Below are 19303 nucleotides of genomic sequence, written 5' to 3' on the forward strand. Positions count from 1 at the left end.
CTGGGACGGGGGCGCCGTGAAGCCGATCCTCTGCCCGATGGAGAGACGCATCTCGCTGCGAAAGAAGACATCGGTGCCGTCGGCGAGGCTGGCCGTGCCGAAGAAGGCGCGGCCGCGATACTCGATGCTGCGCACCGTCCCGCCAAGACCCGCCGTCTCCACCATGGCGAGGAGATCCTCTGGCCGGATCATCAATGTCACGGTCTGCCCAACCGAGACCGGGTTGCGTGCCACACCTTCCAGAACGGCGCCCCCGGTCTCGACCGTCGCGCGGTCGCCCTGCACGGACTGGACGCGCCCGCGCATGCGTGTGCGGAAACCCATGAACTCGGCGACGTCCGCATGCAGAGGACGCTCGTAGAGTGCCTCCGGCGCGCCCGTTTGCCGGATCATGCCCTCCTGCATCACCACAATCCGGTCCGCCATCGACAGCGCTTCGTCCTGGTCATGCGTGACATAGATCGTGGTCGAGCCGATGGCTTCATGGATGCGGCGGATTTCGGCCCGCATCTCCAGCCGCAGCTTGGCATCCAGGTTGGACAGCGGCTCGTCCATCAGCACGACCGGCGGCCGGATGACGATGGCGCGGGCAATGGCCACGCGCTGCTGCTGGCCGCCCGACATCTGGCCGGGCAGCTTGTCGCCCTGGGCATGCAGGCGGACGAGCGACAAGGCCTCGTCGATCCGCGTCTCGGCCTCCTTCCTCGGCACTTTCTGCATCGCGAGGCCGAAGCCGACATTCTTCCGCACCGTCATATGCGGGAAGAGGGCATAGCTCTGGAACACCATGCCGAAGCCGCGCTGCTCCGGCGGCAATTCGTCGATACGCCGGTCGCCGAGGCTGATGCGGCCGCCGGTCAGCGGCATCAGCCCCGCGATGCAATTGAGCGCGGTCGTCTTGCCGCAGCCGGAGGGGCCGAGCAGCGCCACGAATTCGCCCGGTGCGATGGTGAGGTCGATCCCCCGGAGGGCCTTGAAGCTGCCGAAATCGCGCCGCAGCCCGGCAAGCTCCAGCACGCCGCCCGCGTCGGGCGCAGCCGATCCCCCCGCCGTGCTGCCGCGCGGCGCAGAAGGCCCGCCCGAGGCGGACCGCTGGAGGACCGGCGTTTCCGTCATGGCTCAGTCCTTCTCATCAGCCTTTCTGGGCCCCGACGCGCTGGTCCCACATTTCGAAGGCTGTGACCATTTTTTGCGCGTCGAGCGGGATTTCCTTGGGATACTGGGCGATCCAGGTGTCGTATTCCGGCCGGCCATAGGTCTTGATGGCTTCCTGCGAATCCGGGGGCGCCATGTCGAGCGTGACGCCGGCGACCGCCGGACCGGGATAGAAATAGCCCTGATCATAGGCGAAAGCCTGCTGCTTCTTCTGCAGCATGAAGTTCATGAGGTCGATCAGGACGGCGATCTTGTCTTTCGATACCCCCTTCGGGATCACCATGTAATGCGCATCGGTGACCCAGTGGAAGTTCTGCAGCTTGCCGACCTTCGCCTGCGCTGGAACGATGCCGAGCGCACGGGGGTTGATGTCCCAACCGGTCGTCGTCACGATGATGTCGCGCGTACCTTCCCCGAGTTCCCGCATCGTCTGCGTCGTGCCGCCCGGATAGTACTGGATGTATTGGCCGATTTCCTTGAGATAGCCCCAGGTCTTGTCCCAGCCATGAACCGGGTCGTGTGGGTCGCTATCACTTAGAATATACGGCAGGCCCATCAGCCAGGTGCGACCGGGCCCGGAATTCGCCGGACGCGCATACATGAACTTGTTCTTGTTTTGACGGGCCCAGTCCAGAAGCTCCTGCGCCGTGCCCGGCACCGTCTTGACGGCATCCGGCATGTATTCGATCAGCGGCCCGGAGGGATAGTAGGTGACGATGATGCCGTGGTTCTGGGCGATCGCCTGCATCTTCCAGGCCTGCGGAATATAGATCTGCTGCAGGTTCGGCAGATCGGGGAGATAGGGCGTGAGATCGAGCCACAGATGCTGGCTCAACCCGGCCGAGAGGGCGTCCGTGCCCGTCAGCACGAGATCGATTCCCATCTGGCCAGCCTGCTGCATGGCACCGATCTTGGCCGGCAGTTCGGGTGCCGGCGCTTTGGTGAAAGCAAAGCGCGAAACGACGCCGGGCTTCGCCTGGCGGTAGGATTCGATCGCCTTCTGGGTCAGGGCCAGATTGCCGGCGACATCGACGATGGTCAGTTCGACGGCGTGCTTCGGCAGCGGCAAGGCAGCGAGCGCGGCGCCCGGCAAGGCAGCACCCGCGGCCGCCGCACCCATGCCGCCGATAACGGTTCTCCGTGTGATCATCTTGTCTCTCTCCCTCCTGCCGCCGTTCGCGGCATCACGTCTTCGACGTGTCTTGTTGGCCGGCTACCGCATGAAAGCTTGTGGATTTCCTTGTCGCTTCGTGCGCTTCCTATTCTTCCGATCGAGCCTCGGCAGCGGCCAGTCGGGATGAAGAGCCACGGTTGTCTGTTTCCCCGTGTGTTTTTCGGTGTTGAACGGCAGCTTGCAAGTGATATACTAGTATGTCAAGTCACATCTCCCGTTCTGGGAGTGGGAGTGGCCGAGGATTATCGCGCGACATGGACAATGCCCTGGCCTTAACGCCGCGCCCTGAACGGGTGACGAGCGCCGTCGCGATCTACAAACGGCTGCATGCCCTGATCGTGAGCATGGCCCTTCCGCCCGGTACGGCGCTGCAGGACAAGATCTTGAGCGCGCAGTTCGCCGTCAGCCGCACACCGGTGCGCGAAGCGCTGATCCGCCTCGCCGAGGATGAGCTGGTCGATATATTCCCGCAGTCCGGCACCTTCGTCTCCCGCATCAAGGTGGGCGCCATTCCGGAGGCGCTGGCCATTCGCGAAGCATTGGAGAACGTCACCGTCGGGCGCGCGGCCGCGTGCCACACCGAAGCCGATCTCGATCGGCTCGACAGGGTTCTGGACCTGCAGGCCTCCCTCGCGGCCGAAGGCGACACGGGGGGCTTCCATGAGGCGGATGAACGCTTCCATGAGACGATCGGCGAAATCTCGACCCATCGCGGCATCTGGCGGCTGGTGAAGCAGGTAAAGGTCCAGATCGACCGTACCCGGCGGCTCACGCTTCCGGTGCCCGGGCGGATGCCGCAGGTGATTGCCGAACATCGCGCCATCCGCGATGCGATTGCGGCCGGGAATGCCGAAGCGGCACAGGCCGCGATGATGAAACATCTCGGCGTGGTGTTGCCGGATCTCGAACGTCTACGGCGCGAATACCCCGACTATTTCGCGTGACTAGGCGCTGGCGCGACGTGAATGCAGGGTCGCGCCCACCCCTTGTTCCAAACGAAGTCCAAATGATCGAGCGCCGGCGTCAATGGTCCGCAGGCGCTCAAACGATGAGCGAGGCTTGCTTTCGCCGTCGTCCTGGTCTGCCGCAATGCTGATCGCCCTCGCAGGGTTTGCGCGAACCGCGTAAATAGACAAGCTCTTGCTGCGCCAGCCTTCGCGCGATGCCGAGTTGATCGCATTCCAGACGGACCAGGAGATCCCTCATGCCGAAAGGTGCTGACCTGCTGATTGCCGCTCTCGAGAACGAGGGCGTCGACCGCATTTTTGGAATTCCTGGCGAGGAAAATCTCGACGTCCTCGAGGCCCTCCGCGGGTCCTCGATCCAGCTCGTGCTCACGCGGCACGAACAGGCGGCAGCCTTCATGGCAGCGACCCATGGCAGGTTGACGGGCAAGCCAGGCGTTTGCCTGACGACGCTCGGCCCCGGCGCCTTGAACCTCACCACCGGCGCCGCCTATGCGCAACTCGGCGCCATGCCGATGATCATGATCACCGGCCAGAAGGGCATCCTGTCGTCGCGGCAGGCCCAGTTCCAGATCGTGGACATCGTCGCGGTGATGACGCCGATCACCAAACTGGCCCGACAGATTGTTTCGCCGGCGATGATCCCCACGCTGGTGCGCGAGGCATTTCGCGTCGCCGAGGAGGAGCGCCCCGGGCCCGTACTTCTGGAACTGCCCGAAGACATTGCCGGCGCCCAGACCGAGGAAATCGCGCTGATCCCGCCGCATCCGGTAGAGATCCCCCGGGCGAGCGAAGCGGCGCTGGATCGTGCGGCTCAGCTCATCATGAGGGCCGAGCGCCCCTTGGTGATGCTCGGGGCTGCGGCATCGCGGCCGCGGTCGAGTTCGGATCTCGCGCAATTCGTCGTGCGATCGCGCATCCCATACTTCACGACCCAGATGGGCAAAGGCACCGTTCCGGGGGGCACGGAACTCTATATGGGCACGGCGGCGCTCTCCGAGCGCGACTATGTGCATGAAGCGATCGAGCAAGCCGACCTCATCATCACCATCGGTCACGATACGGTCGAGAAGCCGCCCTTCATCATGGGGAGCGGCGGGCCTCAGGTCATTCATGTCGGCTATGAGCCGGCCAGCGTCGAGCAGGTCTATTTCCCGCAGACGGAGGTTATTGGCGATCTGGGATCGTCGCTCAGGCTGCTTGCGGACCGCGTCGCGGGCCGGCTTCCGAACGCCCAGGCACTGCTGCCGTTGCGGGAGGGAATTCTGAACCGGATCGCCGCGCGCGCCACGGAAGAGCGGCTCACCCCACAGCGCCTGGTGCATGACGTGCGCCAGGTTATGCCGCCGGACGGAATTCTTGCGCTCGACAACGGCATGTACAAGATCTGGTTCGCGCGGAACTATCGGACGCAGCTTGCCAATACCCTGCTGCTCGATAACGCTCTGGCGACGATGGGGGCGGGCCTGCCCTCGGCGATCATGGCGGCCCTGCTCTATCCCGGTCGCCGGATCATGGCCGTGTGCGGCGACGGCGGCTTCATGATGAACAGCCAGGAGCTCGAGACGGCCGTCAGGCTCAAGCTCAATCTGGTTGTCCTCGTCATCGAAGACCATGCCTTCGGCATGATCCGCTGGAAGCAGGCGGTCGACAGTTTCGCGGATTTCGGCATGACCTTCCAAAACCCTGATTTCGTGGCCTATGCCCAATCCTACGGCGCGAAGGGAACGCGGGTCGGTTCGGTGGAGGCGCTGCAGCCGGCCCTGGAGGCGGCATTCGCGGGCGGCGGCGTGCATCTGGTCGTCGCACCCATCGATTACTCGGAAAACAAGCGGGTTCTCGTGGACGAACTGCACCAGCGGCTGCCCGTGACTTAGACACGTCATCGCCCTCATTGATCAGGGCACATTCGAAAGACTTGTACTTCTGTCGGAATGGCTTGCCGAGGAGCGAGAACGGCCCCTCCCGGGCCGATACGCTTGCCCTATGCGTTCCGCTGATCGCCGGCATCTGAGAAAGAGGGAGGGGAGACTGTATTGACCCCCTCCAGCGGCTGTGTTTTGGTAGGGTTGTCGGACCAATTTGCGGGAACCGCCTTGACGCTGAGCCCGATTCAAACCGAGACGCGATATTTCGCGGTCCTCAAGGCTCTTGCCGCCTTTTCGATGGAGAGCGGGCTGCAGCCTGGCGACCGTCTGCCGACGGAGCGCATGCTTGCGGAAAAACTCGCCGTGAGCCGCGGAACAATCCGCGAAGCACTCAAATGCTGGGAAAGCCTTGGCGTCGTCGAGATGCGAAAAGGCTCCGGAAGTTACCTCCTGCGCCCGGTCTCCCCGCAGAGCCTGCACATGCCGCTGACCGTGGAGGGGCGGGACGTTGCCACGCTTCTGCACATGCTGGATGTGCGGCGAGCCCTCGAGGCGGAGGCCGCGGCTATTTGCGCCGAGCGCGCCACGGCGGCCGAGATCAGGACTATCCAATCGCATCTCGAAGCGATGGAACCGGTTTTTTTTGGGCCGGTTGACATCTCAGCCGAAGCCGACTGGGCCTTTCATCGCTCGATCATCGACACGGCCAACAATCCGCTGATCACGCAGATCGTCGACGGTTTGCGAAGCCTTATGCATCGCTTCTGGGAACAGCCCCTGGGGATTGTTGATTTTGGCCATGCCAGTTTCCCCTTTCACCGCGCTGTTTTCGATGCCATCGCGCAGCGGGACGCGCGGATGGCGCGTGAGCAAACCATGAATCTTCTCGAAACGGTGCGCGCAGACCTGCAGCGCGGCGCGGCGGCCAGAGAGTTTGAGGCAAATGGCTGAACTAACTCCAAGCTTCGCCATGTCGGCGCATCCCGATCGCGCCAGACGGCTCGCCGAGGTCGCGACCTTGTTGGCGCATGACGAGAACCTGCCGTTCGACCCCGTCGTTCCGCCGATATACCAAACGTCCCTGTTCACCTTCCGCAGCTATCGGGACATGGAGGAAACTTTCAGCGGCCGGGCGCGGCGTCCGGTCTACAGCCGTGGTGACAACCCAACGGTCATGGAGTTTGAAAAGCGCATCGCGCAGTTGGAGGGCGCGGAAGCATCGCGCGCCTTCTCTTCCGGCATGGGCGCTATCAGTGCCACCGTTCTGGCGCTTCTCCGTGCCGGAGACCGCGTCCTCGCCGTTCGCCACGTCTACAGTGACACATTCCGCCTGTTTCAGCGCTTGCTGCCAAAGTTTGGCATTGCGGTGGACTATGTGGACGGGACCGATGCCGAGGCCGTCATCCGCGGCCTCTCCACCGCCCGCATGCTCTTTCTCGAAAGCCCGACTTCGATGGTTTTCGAACTGCAGGACCTACCCAAATTGGCCGCCGCCGCCCGGGCTCATGGCGTGGTCACTGTTCTTGACAATTCATGGGCGACGCCGGTGTTCCAGCAGCCTTTGCTGCATGGTGTTGACCTTGTACTTCACTCCGCCTCGAAATATATTGGCGGTCATTCCGATACGGTTGCCGGTGTCGTCTCCGGCAGCGCCGCACTGATCCAGCAAATCAATCAGACGACCTATTCGATGTTTGGCGCCAAGCTCTCCCCGTTCGAGGCCTGGTTGCTGCTGCGCGGGTTGCGGACCCTGACCTTGCGCCTGCCGCGCCATGAAGCCAGTGCCCTGGTGATCGCGGATCGGCTGCGACAGCACCCCATGGTCAGCCGCATCCATCATCCTGCCTTCTCCAATCATCCTGGCCGGGAAACCCTGCTCGGTTCAACCGGCCTGTTCTCCTTCGAAGTCGACGAGCGCGTCGACGTGCCACGGTTCATCGACGCTTTGCAGCTGTTTCGCATCGGCGTCAGTTGGGGCGGCCACGAAAGCCTGGTCGTTCCGGCCATGGCAAGCCTGCACCAGACGCCCGATTACAATGCGCTTGCCCGGTTTTCGGTGAGTCCACGACTGATCAGGCTTCACGTTGGTCTGGAGGACGTGGAAAGTCTTTGGTCGGATCTCGAACGGGCATTGACACAAGAAACCCTATAAAAAGGAGGAACTCATGAAGAACAAGCCTGGTTGCCGACTGAAAGGACTCTTGAAGACCGCGACCGCAGCGATGGTTCTTGGTGTTCTTTCCCGGCCCGTCTGGGCCGACACCACGCTCAAGGTTGTCGAGGTCATCCCGAGCCCGGCCCGCACCGCGCTGCTGCAGCAGGAGTTCGCATCCTTCGAGAAATCCCATCCCGGGATCAAGGTTCAGCTGACATCCCTGCCTTGGGCCGAAGCCTTCGAAAAGTTTCTTAACATGGTACAGGCCGGCGACACGCCGGATATTGTAGAGATGCCGGATCGCTGGCTTGGTCTCTATGCCAATAACGATGAGCTGCTCGACCTGACCGCTGATTTCAAGAGAACGTCTTCCCTCGCGAACCTCAGCGATCGCGCCCTCCAGTTCGGCTCCGCCGTGCGTGGCAAGCTTTACGAAATTCCCTATGGTTTTTACGTGCGCGGCCTGTTCTGGAACAAGAAGCTCTTTGCTCAGGCTGGTCTTTCCGCACCACCGGCGACGCTTGCGGACTTTGTTTCCGACGCCAAGAAGATCTCGGCCATGCCGGGTAAATACGGCTATTGCATGCGCGGCGGCCCGGGCGGATTTTCCGGAATCACGATGTTCATGAATACGATGGACGGACAGCCGGGGTACTTTCACTCAGATGGGACCTCGACCCTGAGCGATCCCGGTGCCATTCAAGGTCTCCAGCTTCTCGCGACCATGTATAAGGACGGCTCGGCACCGCCCGATAGCGTGAACTGGGGCTTTAACGAGATTGTGGCCGGATTCGATTCCGGCACCTGCGCCATGCTTGACCAAGACCCCGACGCGCTGATCGGCATCGCCGGCAAGATGAACGCGGATGATTTTGCCGTGGCTCCCATCCCGGTCGGGCCCGGCGGCCACGCCTATCCCACTCTCGGATATGGTGGCTGGTCCATCTTCGCCAATTCCTCGCACAAGGACGCGGCCTGGCAGCTGCTCTCCTTCATGGTCTCGCCGGATAACAATCTCGCCTGGTCGAAAGTCGTCGGGACGCTGCCGATCTACAAGGACGCAGAGCAGAACGCTCACTTTCAATCGGACAAGTTCAAGGGTTGGTTCACCGAGCTGAACGACGGGTCGAAATACGTGCTGGTAACCCCGCCCACCTATCTGGAGGGTTTCGGTGATCTCTACGACAATATCTCGATCAAGACGTTCCAACAGGTCCTGCTGGGGCAACGGACGGCGAAGGACGTTGCCGATCAATGGGCCTCTTATCTGACGGACCAGCTCAAAGCCTATAAAGCGCATCAAAGCGCGAACTGAAGCGGCAATGCGGCCGGCCTTCGCGCGTAACCCATTGGGATCGGGCTTCGCTGCCCGATCCCTGAGACGGACGGCAGAGCCTTGGCTCTATCTGAGTCCGGCTCTCGTCATTCTTGTCCTGGTCCTGTTTGTGCCGCTCGTCATCGGCATCAGCTACTCTTTTCGCCGTTTTACGGCATTCCGGTCGAGCTACGTCGGGCTTGGCCAGTATCGCACCATGCTGCACGACCCGGCACTCGGCCAGGCTCTGATCAATACGGTGTGGTGGACAGCCGGCAGCCTGGCGTTTCAATTCCTGCTCGGCCTTGGCCTTGCTCTCGTGCTGAACCGGCGCTTCGCGGGGCGTTCCGTGGTGCAGGCAATCGTCTTTCTGCCCTGGGCGGTGCCCAGCTTTTTAGCGGGCTTGACCTGGGCCTGGCTGTTCAATCCTGTTATCGGTCCAATCCCGCATTGGCTTTACGCCGCCGGGCTTCAGGCGCAGCCACGCAACATTCTCGCCAATCCCCATCTGGCCATGTGGGGACCCATCATCGCCAATATCTGGTTCGGTGTGCCCTTCTTTACAATCACTTTGCTCGCCGCCCTGAAGTCGATTCCCGCGGACCTGTACGAAGCAGCGGCTTTGGATGGGGCAACCGTCTGGCAGCGCTTCATGCGTCTGACCGTCCCGTTCCTGGCGCCGACGATTGCGATCACCGTCATGCTGCGGACAATATGGATCGCGACTTTCGCGGATCTCATCTTCGTCATGACGGGCGGCGGCCCGGCCGGCTCCACCAATACGGTCGCGACATACATCTATGTCAGTGCGTTTCGCGCCATGGACAAAGGCTACGCGGCGGCCGTGGCTGTTCTTCTGCTCTTTCTCCTGGTGGCCTATGCTCTTGTCCTGATCGGCATGCGACGGCGGTTGCTCCCACAATGATCCAAGCCATTCCATTGCGCCACCGGCGTCTCCTGGGTAGCGCGGGCCTCTATGTCGCCGTCGCGGCCTATGTCGTCTTCGCGCTTTTCCCGATATTCTGGACATTCAAGATTTCGGTCACGCCGACGGCGCTTCTCTATACACAGGGCGCGACGCTATGGCCTGGTCGAACCACAGTCCAGAATTATGTCGCGGTACTTCTGACCACCGACTTTCCACGCTTCTTTCTCAACAGCGTCCTGGTCTCGGGAGCGACCGCGCTGGTCGTGACCGTGCTCGCTTCCGCCGCAGGCTACGCCCTGTCGCGCTTCCGGTTTCGCGGCAAGCAGGCGGTGGCCTTTCTCCTTCTTCTGACGCAAACCTTTCCCTTGGTGATGGTCATCCCGCCAATCTACAGGATCATGGGCAGCCTGCATCTGACCAACAGCCTCAGCGGGCTCGTGATCATCTACGTTGCCTTCAATATCCCCTTCGCGACCTTCCTCATGCAAACCTTCTGCGACGGCGTGCCGCGCGATCTTGAAGACGCGGTACTCATCGACGGCGGCACGAGGCTGCAGGCTTTGACGCGCGTAATCCTACCTCTCACCCTTCCGGGTATGATGGCGACGATCGGGTTCGTGTTTACCGCCGCCTGGAGCGAACTGCTCTTTGCTCTGATGCTGATCGACGATCCCAGCCGCATGACCTTTGCCGTCGGCTTGCTCTCCTTCATCGGCAAATTCGACGTCGATTGGGGGCAGATGATGGCCGCCTCCATGCTGGGGCTTGTCCCGGCCTGCCTCTTCTTCCTGCTGCTTCAGCGCTATCTTGTCGAGGGATTGAGCGCGGGGGCCGTCAAGGGGTGAAGTCGCCCGTGGCGCCGCATGAAATTGACATGAGCGAGCGTCTCGGCAAAGGCGAGACCTTGATTGCGGCCATCGAGCGGCCGATTGAACAGCGCCTCGGTGACCGTGGCGATGGTGCAAGGCCCGGCAGCAGTGATTGCCGCAATCCGGTCGCAGACCTCCAGATGATGCGCGGTGATCTCCGCGATGCGCCGCTGCAGCCCCCGAAAGGGCAGCTTGTGGCCCGGCAGCACCAGAGCGGCCTCATCGACCGCCGAGGCAATGGCTGCCAGTGAGGCGAGAAAGGCATCCAGCGGCGAGGCTTCGGGCTCGACGGGCCAAACTCCAATATGCGGCGTAATGTCGGGGAGGATCTGATCGACGCTGAGAAAGACCTTCTGCGCGGCGCAGTAAAGCATGGCTTGCTCGTTGGAATGGCCGCCACCGAGCAGCACCGTGAAATCACGGCCGCCGATACGAAGCGCCTCGCCTGCCTGGAGTGCCGCGAAATAGGGCGGCAGCGGGGTGACGATACGGGCATAGTGCGCGACGGTATCGAGCAGGAGGCTGGCGAGTTCGGCCGAGAGACCGCGTTGCGTGTAGAAGTCGAGATAGGTTGCGCGTGCATGGTCGAAAAACCCTGCGGCCCGCGCGGCTGCGAGCAGATATTCCGTTTCGCTCATCAGAAGCGGTGCATCAGCAAGGCGCGCAAGCCACCCGGCATTGCCGATATGATCCGGATGATGGTGCGTGGCGATCACCCGTGTGATCCGTCCGTGGCCCACGACCTGATTGAGGACACGGCGCCAGATCGCCTGCGTCGTCTCGTCAGGCCAGCCGGTATCGACGACGGCGAAACCGCCCTCATCCTCGATGAGGTAGACATTCACATGATCGAGCCGCAAGGGCAGCGGCAGGCGCAGCCACAGGATGCCGTCTGTGACTTCAACCGCCTGGCCTGGTTCAGGCGGCGAGAGGGCCGGGGCGTCAGTCATGAATCTCAGCCAGCCGGCCGGCGCTCGACGAGCAGGATGTGGTCGCAGGCCAGAACGGTCTCGCCACGTTGATTGATAACGCGGCAGGATTCCACCACCCGCCCGTGGCCGGGGCGCTTCGGATCCGGCTCCACGGCGGCGATGGTAAGTTGCGTGCGCAGCGTGTCACCGATGAAGACGGGCTTGGGAAAGCGCAATCTGTCATAGCCATAGGTGAAAGCCTTGGGGTTGATTTCGGCGGCAGTCAAGCCGATGCCGATGGCGAAGGTCATCGTGCCATGGGCGATGCGCTGGCCGAAGGGCGTGGATTTCATGAATTCCGCATCCATGTGATGCGGAAAGAAATCGCCGGTATGGCCGGCATGGACGACGATGTCGGTTTCCGTGATCGTGCGCCCGCTTGTCTCGCGCGTCTCGCCGATCCCGTAGTCCTCGAAGTAGCGATCCTGCGCCATGCGCTGTCCTTTTCAGAAATCGGGACGCCCTAGATCGTCGTCCGCACATGCGGCTCGCGGCCATAGACGGAGACGAGGGCGACGATGACGATGCCGAGCGCGGTCTGCACGGCGGCGGCCTGCAGGCCGAGGCCGATGAGCAGCGTATTGAGTTCCGTCAGCACGAGCGCGCCGGCGATGGTGCCGAGATAGGAACCGCGGCCGCCGACGAGAGCCGTGCCGCCGACCACAACGGCGGCGATGGTCTGGAACAGATAAGGCTGGCCCACATCGCCATAGGCGGAGCCGGTGAAGCCCAGCAGCAGGATGCCAGCGACGCCAGCAAAGACGGCGCTCAGGCCAAAGGTCAGCGCCCACATGAAAACCGGGCGGATGAGCGCCAGGGGCGCGGCGGTCGGGTTGCTGCCGAGGGCATAAAGACGCCGCCCATAGGGCGTGCGCGCCAGCGTAAGCACGATGAGCAGGGCGAGCAGGATGAAGCAGGGCACAAGCCAGGGCACCGGGATCGGCCCCACGCTGCCGCCGATGGAGACGAAATTGGCGACCGCATCCGGCGCCGAGCCCGAGGGCGCGCCATGGGTCCAGAGCAGTACGGCGCCCTCCGCGATCGTGCCGGTGCCGAGGGTGACGATCAGCGGATGGATGCCGAGCCCTTGTGCCAAAGCGCCGTTGGCGAGGCCGATCAGAAAGCAGAGGACGAGGACGAAGGCACAGACGAGCGCGAAATTCACACCATCGCCATGGAGCTGCGCCGCGACGACATTGGCGACGCCGATCAGGAAGGGGATCGAGAGGTCGATTCCGCCGATGATGACGACGAGCGTCTGCCCGACGGAGGCGACCGCCAGCAGCGACGCCAAAACCAGCATGGAGCGCAAGGCAAAGGTCGAGCCGTAGCCGTCGATCGTCAGGATACCGACGCAATGGATTAGCACCGCCCCGGCGAAGGCCCCGAGGATGCGGACCTGGCCGGGGTCAAGCCGGCGAGAGCGCCTATGCGCCATGGGCGGACCTCCGCGACAGCAGCCGTTCCTGCAAGGCCGTGAGCACAACGGCCAGCACCAGGATGGCGCCATAGCCGATCTGCAGCACGAAGCTGGAGACGTTGAGATAGGTCAGCACGCTTTGCAGCAGGAAAATGTCGATGGCGCCGATACCGGCATTGATGAGACCGCCACGGCCGCCGCGAAAGCTCACCCCGCCGAGTGCCACCGCCGAGATGGCGATCAGGGTGTAGGACGGGCCGGTCGCAGGGTCTGCCGAGCCGATCAGCGCCGTCAGCATCAGCCCGGCGGCGCCGGCGTAAAACCCAGTCAGGAGGTAGGAGAGGAAGCGCACGCGCGTGACGGGCACGCCTGCCGTATAGGCGGCGCGGTCGTCGCCGCCGGTCGCCATCAGGCAGTCGTAGAAGGGCAGGCGACGAAGCCCGAGCCAGGTCACGAAGACGAGCCCGACCGGCAGGATGGCCCAGGGTCCGGCAAGCGCCTTCAGCCATGCCGGCGCCACGCCCATCGGGGAGGGCAGGATGGTGAGTGTTAGTCCGGTGAGGATGAGATAAGAGCCGAGCGTCGCGATGATCGGCTGGATGCGAATGACGGTGGCCAGCAGCCCGTTGAAGGCGCCGATCATGCCGCCAAGGGCGAGCGCCACCGGCACGATGAGCCAGGGCGAGGAGAGGCCGAGCCCCATCACCAGGCCCTTGATGATGATGGCATTGACGAAGCCCATGGCGGGGCCGACCGAGACGTCGATGCCGCCGCGGCCGCCGAGCAGCGCGGGCGTGGAGGCGAAAGCGGCGCCGATCAGCGGCGCGGCGAGGCCGATGACGGTGCCCCAGCCCGAGGGCGCGAAGCGTCCTGGATAGAGCCATACGTTGACGGTGAGTAGAACGATGAGAAGCAGGACGGCGAAGCCCGACCGCGCCACCGTCTGCCGCAGCCAGGGAGTCGCCCGTGTTGCTGCCAAGGTTGCGGCGCTCATGCGGCAAGACCGAACATGGCGGCAATCACGGCATCGCTGCGCATCGTAGCACCGGTGAGACGCGCGGCCAGGCTGTGATCCCTGAAGACGAGAAGGCGATCCGACAAGAGCAGGACTTCCTCGATTTCGCTGGAGAGGATGACAAGTGCCATGCCATCGCGCGCGAGATCGCGGAAGACGCCATAAAGCGTGCGGCGGGTTGCAATGTCGACGCCGCGCGTCGGGTCATTGAGCAGGAGTACGCGGGGATTGAGAGCCAGCGCCCGCGCCAGCAGAACCTTTTGTTGGTTGCCGCCGGAGAGTGTGGTGATGGGTGCATCCGCGTCGGGCGCCACGATGGACAGCCGTGCGCGATAGGCCTCGTAGCGGGCCCGCCGCCGCTCAGCGCTGATCAGGCCGCCGCGTAGATCCCGCCCGGGTGTCGCGATGGCGAAGTTGTCGATCACCGAGAGCGTTGGGAAAATGCCGGTACTGCGCCGGTCGCGCGGCAGGTAGACGATGCCCGCGTCCACCGCCTGGCGGAACCGGGTGATCCGCTGCCACTGGGACTTCCGCTCAAGCGTGACGATCCCTGCATGCGGCGCCTGCAGCCCGGCGAGGACCTTGAGGAAGCTTTCCTGGCCGTGGCCATCAAGCCCGGCAAGGCCAAGGATTTCCCCGGGCACAATTGCCTCCGAAAATCCGGCGCGACCCCTGGCCAATACGAGGTCTTCCCCGGCGAAACGCGTGAAGCCTTCAACCATGATGGCCGACCTCGGAGATTTCGGGCGCCATCAGCGCAAGCAGGGCATCCGGCGTGGTCTCCTGTGGCGAAAGCGTCTGTATATGGCGGCCGCTACGCAGAACCGAGATGCGGCTGGAAAGGCGCATCACCTCATCCATGCGATGGGTAATGAAGAGCAGCAGCATTCCTTCAGCGGCGAGCTGCTCCATGAAGGCGAAGACGGATTCGCGATCCGTGAAATCGAGCGCTGCCGTAATCTCATCCAGAACAAGAATGCGCGGCTGCCGCAAAACGGCCCGCGCAAGCACCACCAGCTGCTGGGCCGCAAGCGGAAGGTCGCCGGCCAACGCATCGAGCGGCATGGGTGATGCCGTAAAGCGGCTAAATGTCTGATCAACCAAACGATGGCGTTCGCCGCGCGGCACGCGCCGCCGCCACAGGCCATCGAGGCCGAGCAGAACATTGTCGGCGACGCTGCGGTCGGGTGCTACCAGCACTTCCTGGAAAACGGTTGCAATGCCCGCGGCTTGGGCGCTGGCGGGGTCGCGCGCAGAGAAAGCTTCGCCCATCACGGTGATGCGGCCATGGTCAGGCTGCACAACACCGGAAAGCAGCTTGACGAGCGTGCTTTTGCCGGAACCGTTCTCGCCCAGGATCGTGTGAATGGTCCCGGCCGCGAAATCGATGCTGACACCATCGAGCGCAATCGTCTCGCCATAGCGCTTGGAGATTGCGTTGATCGTCAGCATCGATCTGTCATCCTGTCGGCTGGCCCGCGCTCAATGGCCGGCGCAGGCCGGAGGGACGTCCGCGTAGCTGTAGGTCGGCACCGGCGCGGGCTTGGCGAAATAGGCGTCCATCAGCGAATCCGGAAATGGGTCTTTCGGCGGGACCGGAAAGACCGAAACGGAATCCGGTGTCATGCAGGGCTGATACCAGGCCGCAAGATCGGAGCCGTGCACCACTGGAATCGGAATCATGAGCGTGTTGAGCTTCGGCTGCTCGCCCATGAGAATGCGGACACCGACGCGGAACAGCGTCTGCGCCGTCCAGCCCGGCAGCACGGCATTGCCGTCAAACCGGTAGCGGTTCGGATGCGCCTTCCAATAGCCGAGCGCATCGCCGGTGATGGAGCCGGTGATGAGCGGCGCGGGACGCCCGGCCTGCGCAAAGGCCTCGGCGATGACGCGGCTTTCGCTGCCCGTGGTCCAGACAGCATCAATCGGGCTGGGATTGGTGGCGAGTGTCTGGAAGACCACGGTTTTGGTGACATTCGCCGTCCAATTGCCATTGACGCTGCGCACCACTTTGAGACCCGGCTCCTCCTTCAAGGCGGCATCCGCGCCGGCGCGCTCCTGGGCCACGATCGGGTTGCCAGCGATGCCTTCCACCATCAGCACCCGGCCCTTGCCGTGCAGGTCGGTCGCGATATCCTTGATCATGTCGTAACCCCAACGCGCGTAGTTGGAATCGACGTTGATCGCATCGGGGCTGGTGACGGACCCGGCCGCGGTGACATAGGGAATGCCAGCCTTGTAGGCCGCCGCAATCGCGTCATTCAACGCGGTCGTGGAGCCGGCAACAGACGTTATGATGGTGCAGTTCTTGTCGATGAAGGTGCGGATCTGATTGATCTGCTGGCTCACGTCACCGTTTGAGTCGGAGACTTCGAAGCTGGAAACGATGCCCTTGTCGATGAGCTTCTGAACCAGACGGCGAAGTTCATTCGTGACCGCGACCCGCCAGGGATTGCCCTGGTAGGATTCCGAATGGCACCATTTCCAGGGTTTGGGCGGCGGGGTGAAGTTGTCGTAGGCAGAAGGCTGGATCGCCTGCGGTGCGGCTTCATAAAGCACGCTCAGGGCGGGTGGCAGGCTTTTGATGGTCGCCGCCATCTGGTTATCCGCGCGGGCCGCGGGGCAGAGAGCGAGCCCGATGGCCGCCGCACAACCCGCGAGCAGAATGGATTTCATGGACCGTCCTCCTTAGTTTTTATTTTTGTCAGGAAGAACCGGGCGTTGAGCTCGGCGATGACAGGTTCCGCGGGTTCGCCACGCATCAGTCCGGCGCGCAACCGTTCGGAGGCCGCATGCTGAAAGGGCATATAGCCGTCATGGCGCGGCCGCAGCCAGGCGCGTTCCAGGGTAGCGCGGGTGGCGCGATAGAAATCGCCGACCGGCGCGTTCACGGCCGCACTTTCCCAGGCCTCGGCGTGGCCGGGCTGGCCACCTGCTTGGGCGTAAAGCCCAGCCTGCGCCTCCGCGCCCGCAACCCAATAGGCGAAATCGATCGCGGCCTCGGGATACTGCGTCCGCGCCGAGACGGCGATGCCGGTGCCGCCAAGGGCGGAGCCCGCCGGGCCGGACGACCCGAGCACCGGCATATCGGCGAAGGCGAGGCGGTGCGGCCGGAAGCCTGCGGCAGCGTAGCTGACATAGCCGTAGATCAGCGGCGCACAGGCGACGCGGCTCTCGGCCGCCGCCATCGCCTCGAAGACGGCGATCGGGTCCCAATCAAAGCAGGCGGGGTCAATCAGCCCCGCAAGCGTTGCCAGTTGATCATAAGCAATGGCCGCGATCCTCGGGTCAAAAAGCAACGCCGTGCCATCCACCACCGGCGCCGCGCCGAGATTGGCGGTGAGGGTATAGAGGCTCATCAGCGTATGGGGAGACCGTAGCGGGCACAGCACGCTGCCCTGGCGGGCGAGGGTCACGACGTCATCCCAGTGCGCGAGCGGTGCTGTCATTAGGTCAGGCCGCCAGGCCTGCACCTGCGTTGCCGCATCGATCGGGAAAGCCCATTGCCTCCCCTCATAAGTGTAGCTCGGGTAGGAGGCGCCGACACTGCCCGCGCTTAGGGCCTGGCGTTCTGCCTCGCGACCTGCGACATCCAGTGGCAGCAGGCAGGATTCCGCCGTGATTTGCCCGACATGCGGATGATCGATCACGATCAGATCGTAATGCGCGGCAAGCTCTTCCACCGGATAGGATTCGAAATCCTGCAGCGACCGCTTGTCCCATGCGATAGAAACTCCGGTCCGCTTCTGCCAGATCTCCGAGCAGGCGACGAGCGGATCATAGCCGCGCGGATGGCTCCAGGTCATGCCGCGCAGCGTGACGGCCGCCTGCGTGCTCATCGGCCAAGCTCTGCGCGAATTTGCGCACTATGTTCGCCGATGCGCGGTGCCGCGCGCGAATGGGGCGGGCGGGCCCCATTGATGCGCAACGGCGAACGGGTGGTAAGGATTTCCACGCCATCCGAGCGGGTCACGAGTTGCAGCATATCCAGGGCCGTGAACCCTTCGCTGGCAAGAAGCTCGGGCCATTGCAGCACGCTGGCACACCAGACGTCTGCCGGCTCCAGAATCGCGAGCCAATGCGCCGTCGTATTCGTGGCGAGCGTTTCGGCGATGATCGCCTTGATCTCGTCGCGTGCCGTAAACCAGCTCGGCGGATCGTCCCGGTACGGTGCGAGTGCCGCCAGCCCGAGCAGGTCGGCAAGTTTCGGAATGGGCGTCATGGCCACAGCCAGATAGCCGTCCTGCGTCGGATAGACGCCATAAGGTGCCGCGAGATAGGCATGAGCGCTGCGGAAGGCGGAACGACGGGGCAGACGACGGCCATCATTCAGATGTGTGCTCAGCACCTCGAACTGGAAATCCACCAGGGCTTCGAGCAGGCTCGTCTCGACATGGCTGCCCTTGCCGGTGGTGCCGCGGCGCACAAGCCCCGCCAGCAGCCCCTGCGCCAGTGCCGCGCCCGCCAGCATATCGGCAATGGCGAGGCCGAAGGGCACCGGCCCCTGGGTCTCATCGCCGTTGAGCCACATGACGCCGGAGCGTGCTTGCGCCAGCAAATCCTGCCCCGGGCGCTTCACCCAAGGGCCTTCGTCACCATAACCGGTGATACTGCCGTAGACGATCCGTGGATTGAGCACGGAGACGGCCGCATAGTCCAAGCCTAGCCGCTCGATGACGCCGGGCCGAAAATTTTGGATGACGACATCGGCGCGCAGCAAGAGCTCTCTAAGCGTCGCGAGATCGTCCACATTCTTCAGGTCGATCGCGAGACTTTCCTTGTTGCGGTTGATGGCATGGAAAATCGTCGAATCGCCGCCAATCTCGGTGTCGCTGAGGTAGAGGCGGCGGGAGAGATCGCCGCCGTCCGGGCGTTCGATCTTGATGACGCGGGCACCGAGATCCATCAGCCGCAGCGACGCATAAGGGCCGGAGAGAAACTGGCTCATATCGACGACCAGCAGGCCATCGAGGGGGAGCGCGTCATCGTCAGCCATCATTCAGGTGCTCGTCCGGTCGGAGAATTCAGAAGGGTTTCGGTAGGACACGGTTTGCAGATGCTCGCAGTAGAGAACAAGTTCGCCTTCGTTCTTGAAGACTTCGTAGCTGGCCCGGATCAAGCCCATCGCCTCATATTTCGGCGTCTTCTCCATATTCGTGCGGATCGTATAGATGGTGTCGCCGATAAACACGGGCTTGATGAAGCGCAGCCGGTCATAGCCGTAGGAGAAGGCGTTGACGCAGTTGGTGGCGACGAGCCCGAGGCCGGCGGAGAAGACGAAGGCGCCGGCCACCAGGCGTTTGCCGAAGATGCCTTCGCGCTCGGCGAAAAGCTGGTCCTGCACGTAAGGGTGGATGTCGGTCACCAGAAGATTGAACAAGTGGCTGTCGCCCTCGCCGATGGTGCGGCGGAGCGAACGGATCTTCTGGCCCACCGGCCAATCCTCATAGAACCAGTTCTCAGCATTC

Annotated in this window: 19 protein-coding genes; 7 read left to right on the plus strand and 12 right to left on the minus strand. The window is 63.3% G+C overall.

Annotated elements, in window-relative coordinates:
* A partial coding sequence (locus VL752_RS08210) for an ABC transporter ATP-binding protein (RefSeq protein ID WP_325354006.1) occupies positions 1–1116 on the minus strand: 1116 nt, incomplete at its 3' end.
* Between the two features lie 16 nt (positions 1117–1132).
* Complete coding sequence (locus tag VL752_RS08215; RefSeq protein ID WP_325354008.1) at positions 1133–2305, minus strand: extracellular solute-binding protein; 1173 nt, start codon at positions 2303–2305, stop codon at positions 1133–1135.
* A gap of 278 nt (positions 2306–2583) precedes the next feature.
* Here VL752_RS08215 and VL752_RS08220 point away from each other — a divergent pair, with 278 nt between their 5' ends.
* From VL752_RS08220 to VL752_RS08250, 7 genes are all read left to right on the plus strand, one after another.
* Positions 2584–3273: a GntR family transcriptional regulator gene (locus VL752_RS08220; RefSeq protein WP_325354010.1), complete on the plus strand. Its 690-nt coding sequence runs from the start codon at positions 2584–2586 to the stop codon at positions 3271–3273.
* A 260-nt stretch (positions 3274–3533) separates the two neighbouring features.
* Positions 3534–5171: an acetolactate synthase large subunit gene (locus VL752_RS08225; RefSeq protein ID WP_325354012.1), complete on the plus strand. Its 1638-nt coding sequence runs from the start codon at positions 3534–3536 to the stop codon at positions 5169–5171.
* 288 nt (positions 5172–5459) lie between these two features.
* Positions 5460–6113, plus strand: coding sequence for a FadR/GntR family transcriptional regulator (locus VL752_RS08230; protein WP_325354014.1), 654 nt, complete (start codon positions 5460–5462; stop codon positions 6111–6113).
* A 19-nt stretch (positions 6114–6132) separates the two neighbouring features.
* Entirely contained in the window at positions 6133–7314 is a 1182-nt protein-coding gene (locus tag VL752_RS08235) for an aminotransferase class I/II-fold pyridoxal phosphate-dependent enzyme (RefSeq protein ID WP_325354040.1), read from the plus strand.
* Between the two features lie 70 nt (positions 7315–7384).
* Positions 7385–8632 carry an ABC transporter substrate-binding protein gene (locus tag VL752_RS08240; protein WP_325354042.1) on the plus strand — a complete coding sequence of 416 codons (1248 nt, stop codon included), beginning with the start codon at positions 7385–7387 and terminating at the stop codon, positions 8630–8632.
* Positions 8633–8639: 7 nt separating this feature from the next.
* Positions 8640–9557 (plus strand): carbohydrate ABC transporter permease, encoded by a 918-nt coding sequence (locus VL752_RS08245; RefSeq protein WP_325354016.1) that lies wholly within the window; start codon positions 8640–8642, stop codon positions 9555–9557.
* A complete protein-coding gene (locus tag VL752_RS08250; RefSeq protein WP_325354018.1) occupies positions 9554–10405 on the plus strand; it encodes a carbohydrate ABC transporter permease in 852 nt (283 codons plus the stop codon). Before VL752_RS08245 ends, VL752_RS08250 begins: the two co-directional genes overlap by 4 nt.
* Here the strand turns inward: VL752_RS08250 and VL752_RS08255 are convergent.
* From VL752_RS08255 to VL752_RS08300, 10 genes are all read right to left on the minus strand, one after another.
* Positions 10363–11379: an MBL fold metallo-hydrolase gene (locus VL752_RS08255; RefSeq protein WP_325354020.1), complete on the minus strand. Its 1017-nt coding sequence runs from the start codon at positions 11377–11379 to the stop codon at positions 10363–10365. The two genes, VL752_RS08250 and VL752_RS08255, sit on opposite strands and share 43 nt — an antisense overlap.
* Before the next feature lie 5 nt (positions 11380–11384).
* A complete protein-coding gene (locus tag VL752_RS08260) occupies positions 11385–11834 on the minus strand; it encodes a MaoC family dehydratase (RefSeq protein ID WP_325354022.1) in 450 nt (149 codons plus the stop codon).
* Between the two features lie 29 nt (positions 11835–11863).
* Positions 11864–12838, minus strand: coding sequence for an ABC transporter permease (locus tag VL752_RS08265; RefSeq protein ID WP_325354024.1), 975 nt, complete (start codon positions 12836–12838; stop codon positions 11864–11866).
* Entirely contained in the window at positions 12828–13814 is a 987-nt protein-coding gene (locus tag VL752_RS08270) for an ABC transporter permease (protein ID WP_325354026.1), read from the minus strand. Before VL752_RS08270 ends, VL752_RS08265 begins: the two co-directional genes overlap by 11 nt.
* Positions 13811–14557, minus strand: coding sequence for an ATP-binding cassette domain-containing protein (locus VL752_RS08275; RefSeq protein WP_325354028.1), 747 nt, complete (start codon positions 14555–14557; stop codon positions 13811–13813). The genes VL752_RS08270 and VL752_RS08275 overlap by 4 nt, the downstream gene beginning before the upstream one ends.
* On the minus strand, positions 14550–15287 hold the full coding sequence (locus VL752_RS08280) for an ATP-binding cassette domain-containing protein (protein ID WP_325354030.1): 738 nt from the start codon (positions 15285–15287) through the stop codon (positions 14550–14552). The genes VL752_RS08275 and VL752_RS08280 overlap by 8 nt, the downstream gene beginning before the upstream one ends.
* A 30-nt stretch (positions 15288–15317) precedes the next feature.
* On the minus strand, positions 15318–16511 hold the full coding sequence (locus tag VL752_RS08285; protein WP_325354032.1) for a substrate-binding domain-containing protein: 1194 nt from the start codon (positions 16509–16511) through the stop codon (positions 15318–15320).
* On the minus strand, positions 16508–17674 hold the full coding sequence (locus VL752_RS08290) for an ABC transporter substrate-binding protein (protein ID WP_325354034.1): 1167 nt from the start codon (positions 17672–17674) through the stop codon (positions 16508–16510). Before VL752_RS08290 ends, VL752_RS08285 begins: the two co-directional genes overlap by 4 nt.
* Positions 17671–18834: a CaiB/BaiF CoA transferase family protein gene (locus VL752_RS08295; RefSeq protein WP_325354036.1), complete on the minus strand. Its 1164-nt coding sequence runs from the start codon at positions 18832–18834 to the stop codon at positions 17671–17673. Before VL752_RS08295 ends, VL752_RS08290 begins: the two co-directional genes overlap by 4 nt.
* On the minus strand, positions 18835–19303 hold a 469-nt coding region (locus tag VL752_RS08300; protein WP_325354038.1), incomplete at its 5' end, for a MaoC family dehydratase. It abuts the gene before it with no gap.

Source organism: Acidisoma sp. (assembly GCF_035492295.1).
Lineage (GTDB): Bacteria > Pseudomonadota > Alphaproteobacteria > Acetobacterales > Acetobacteraceae > Acidisoma.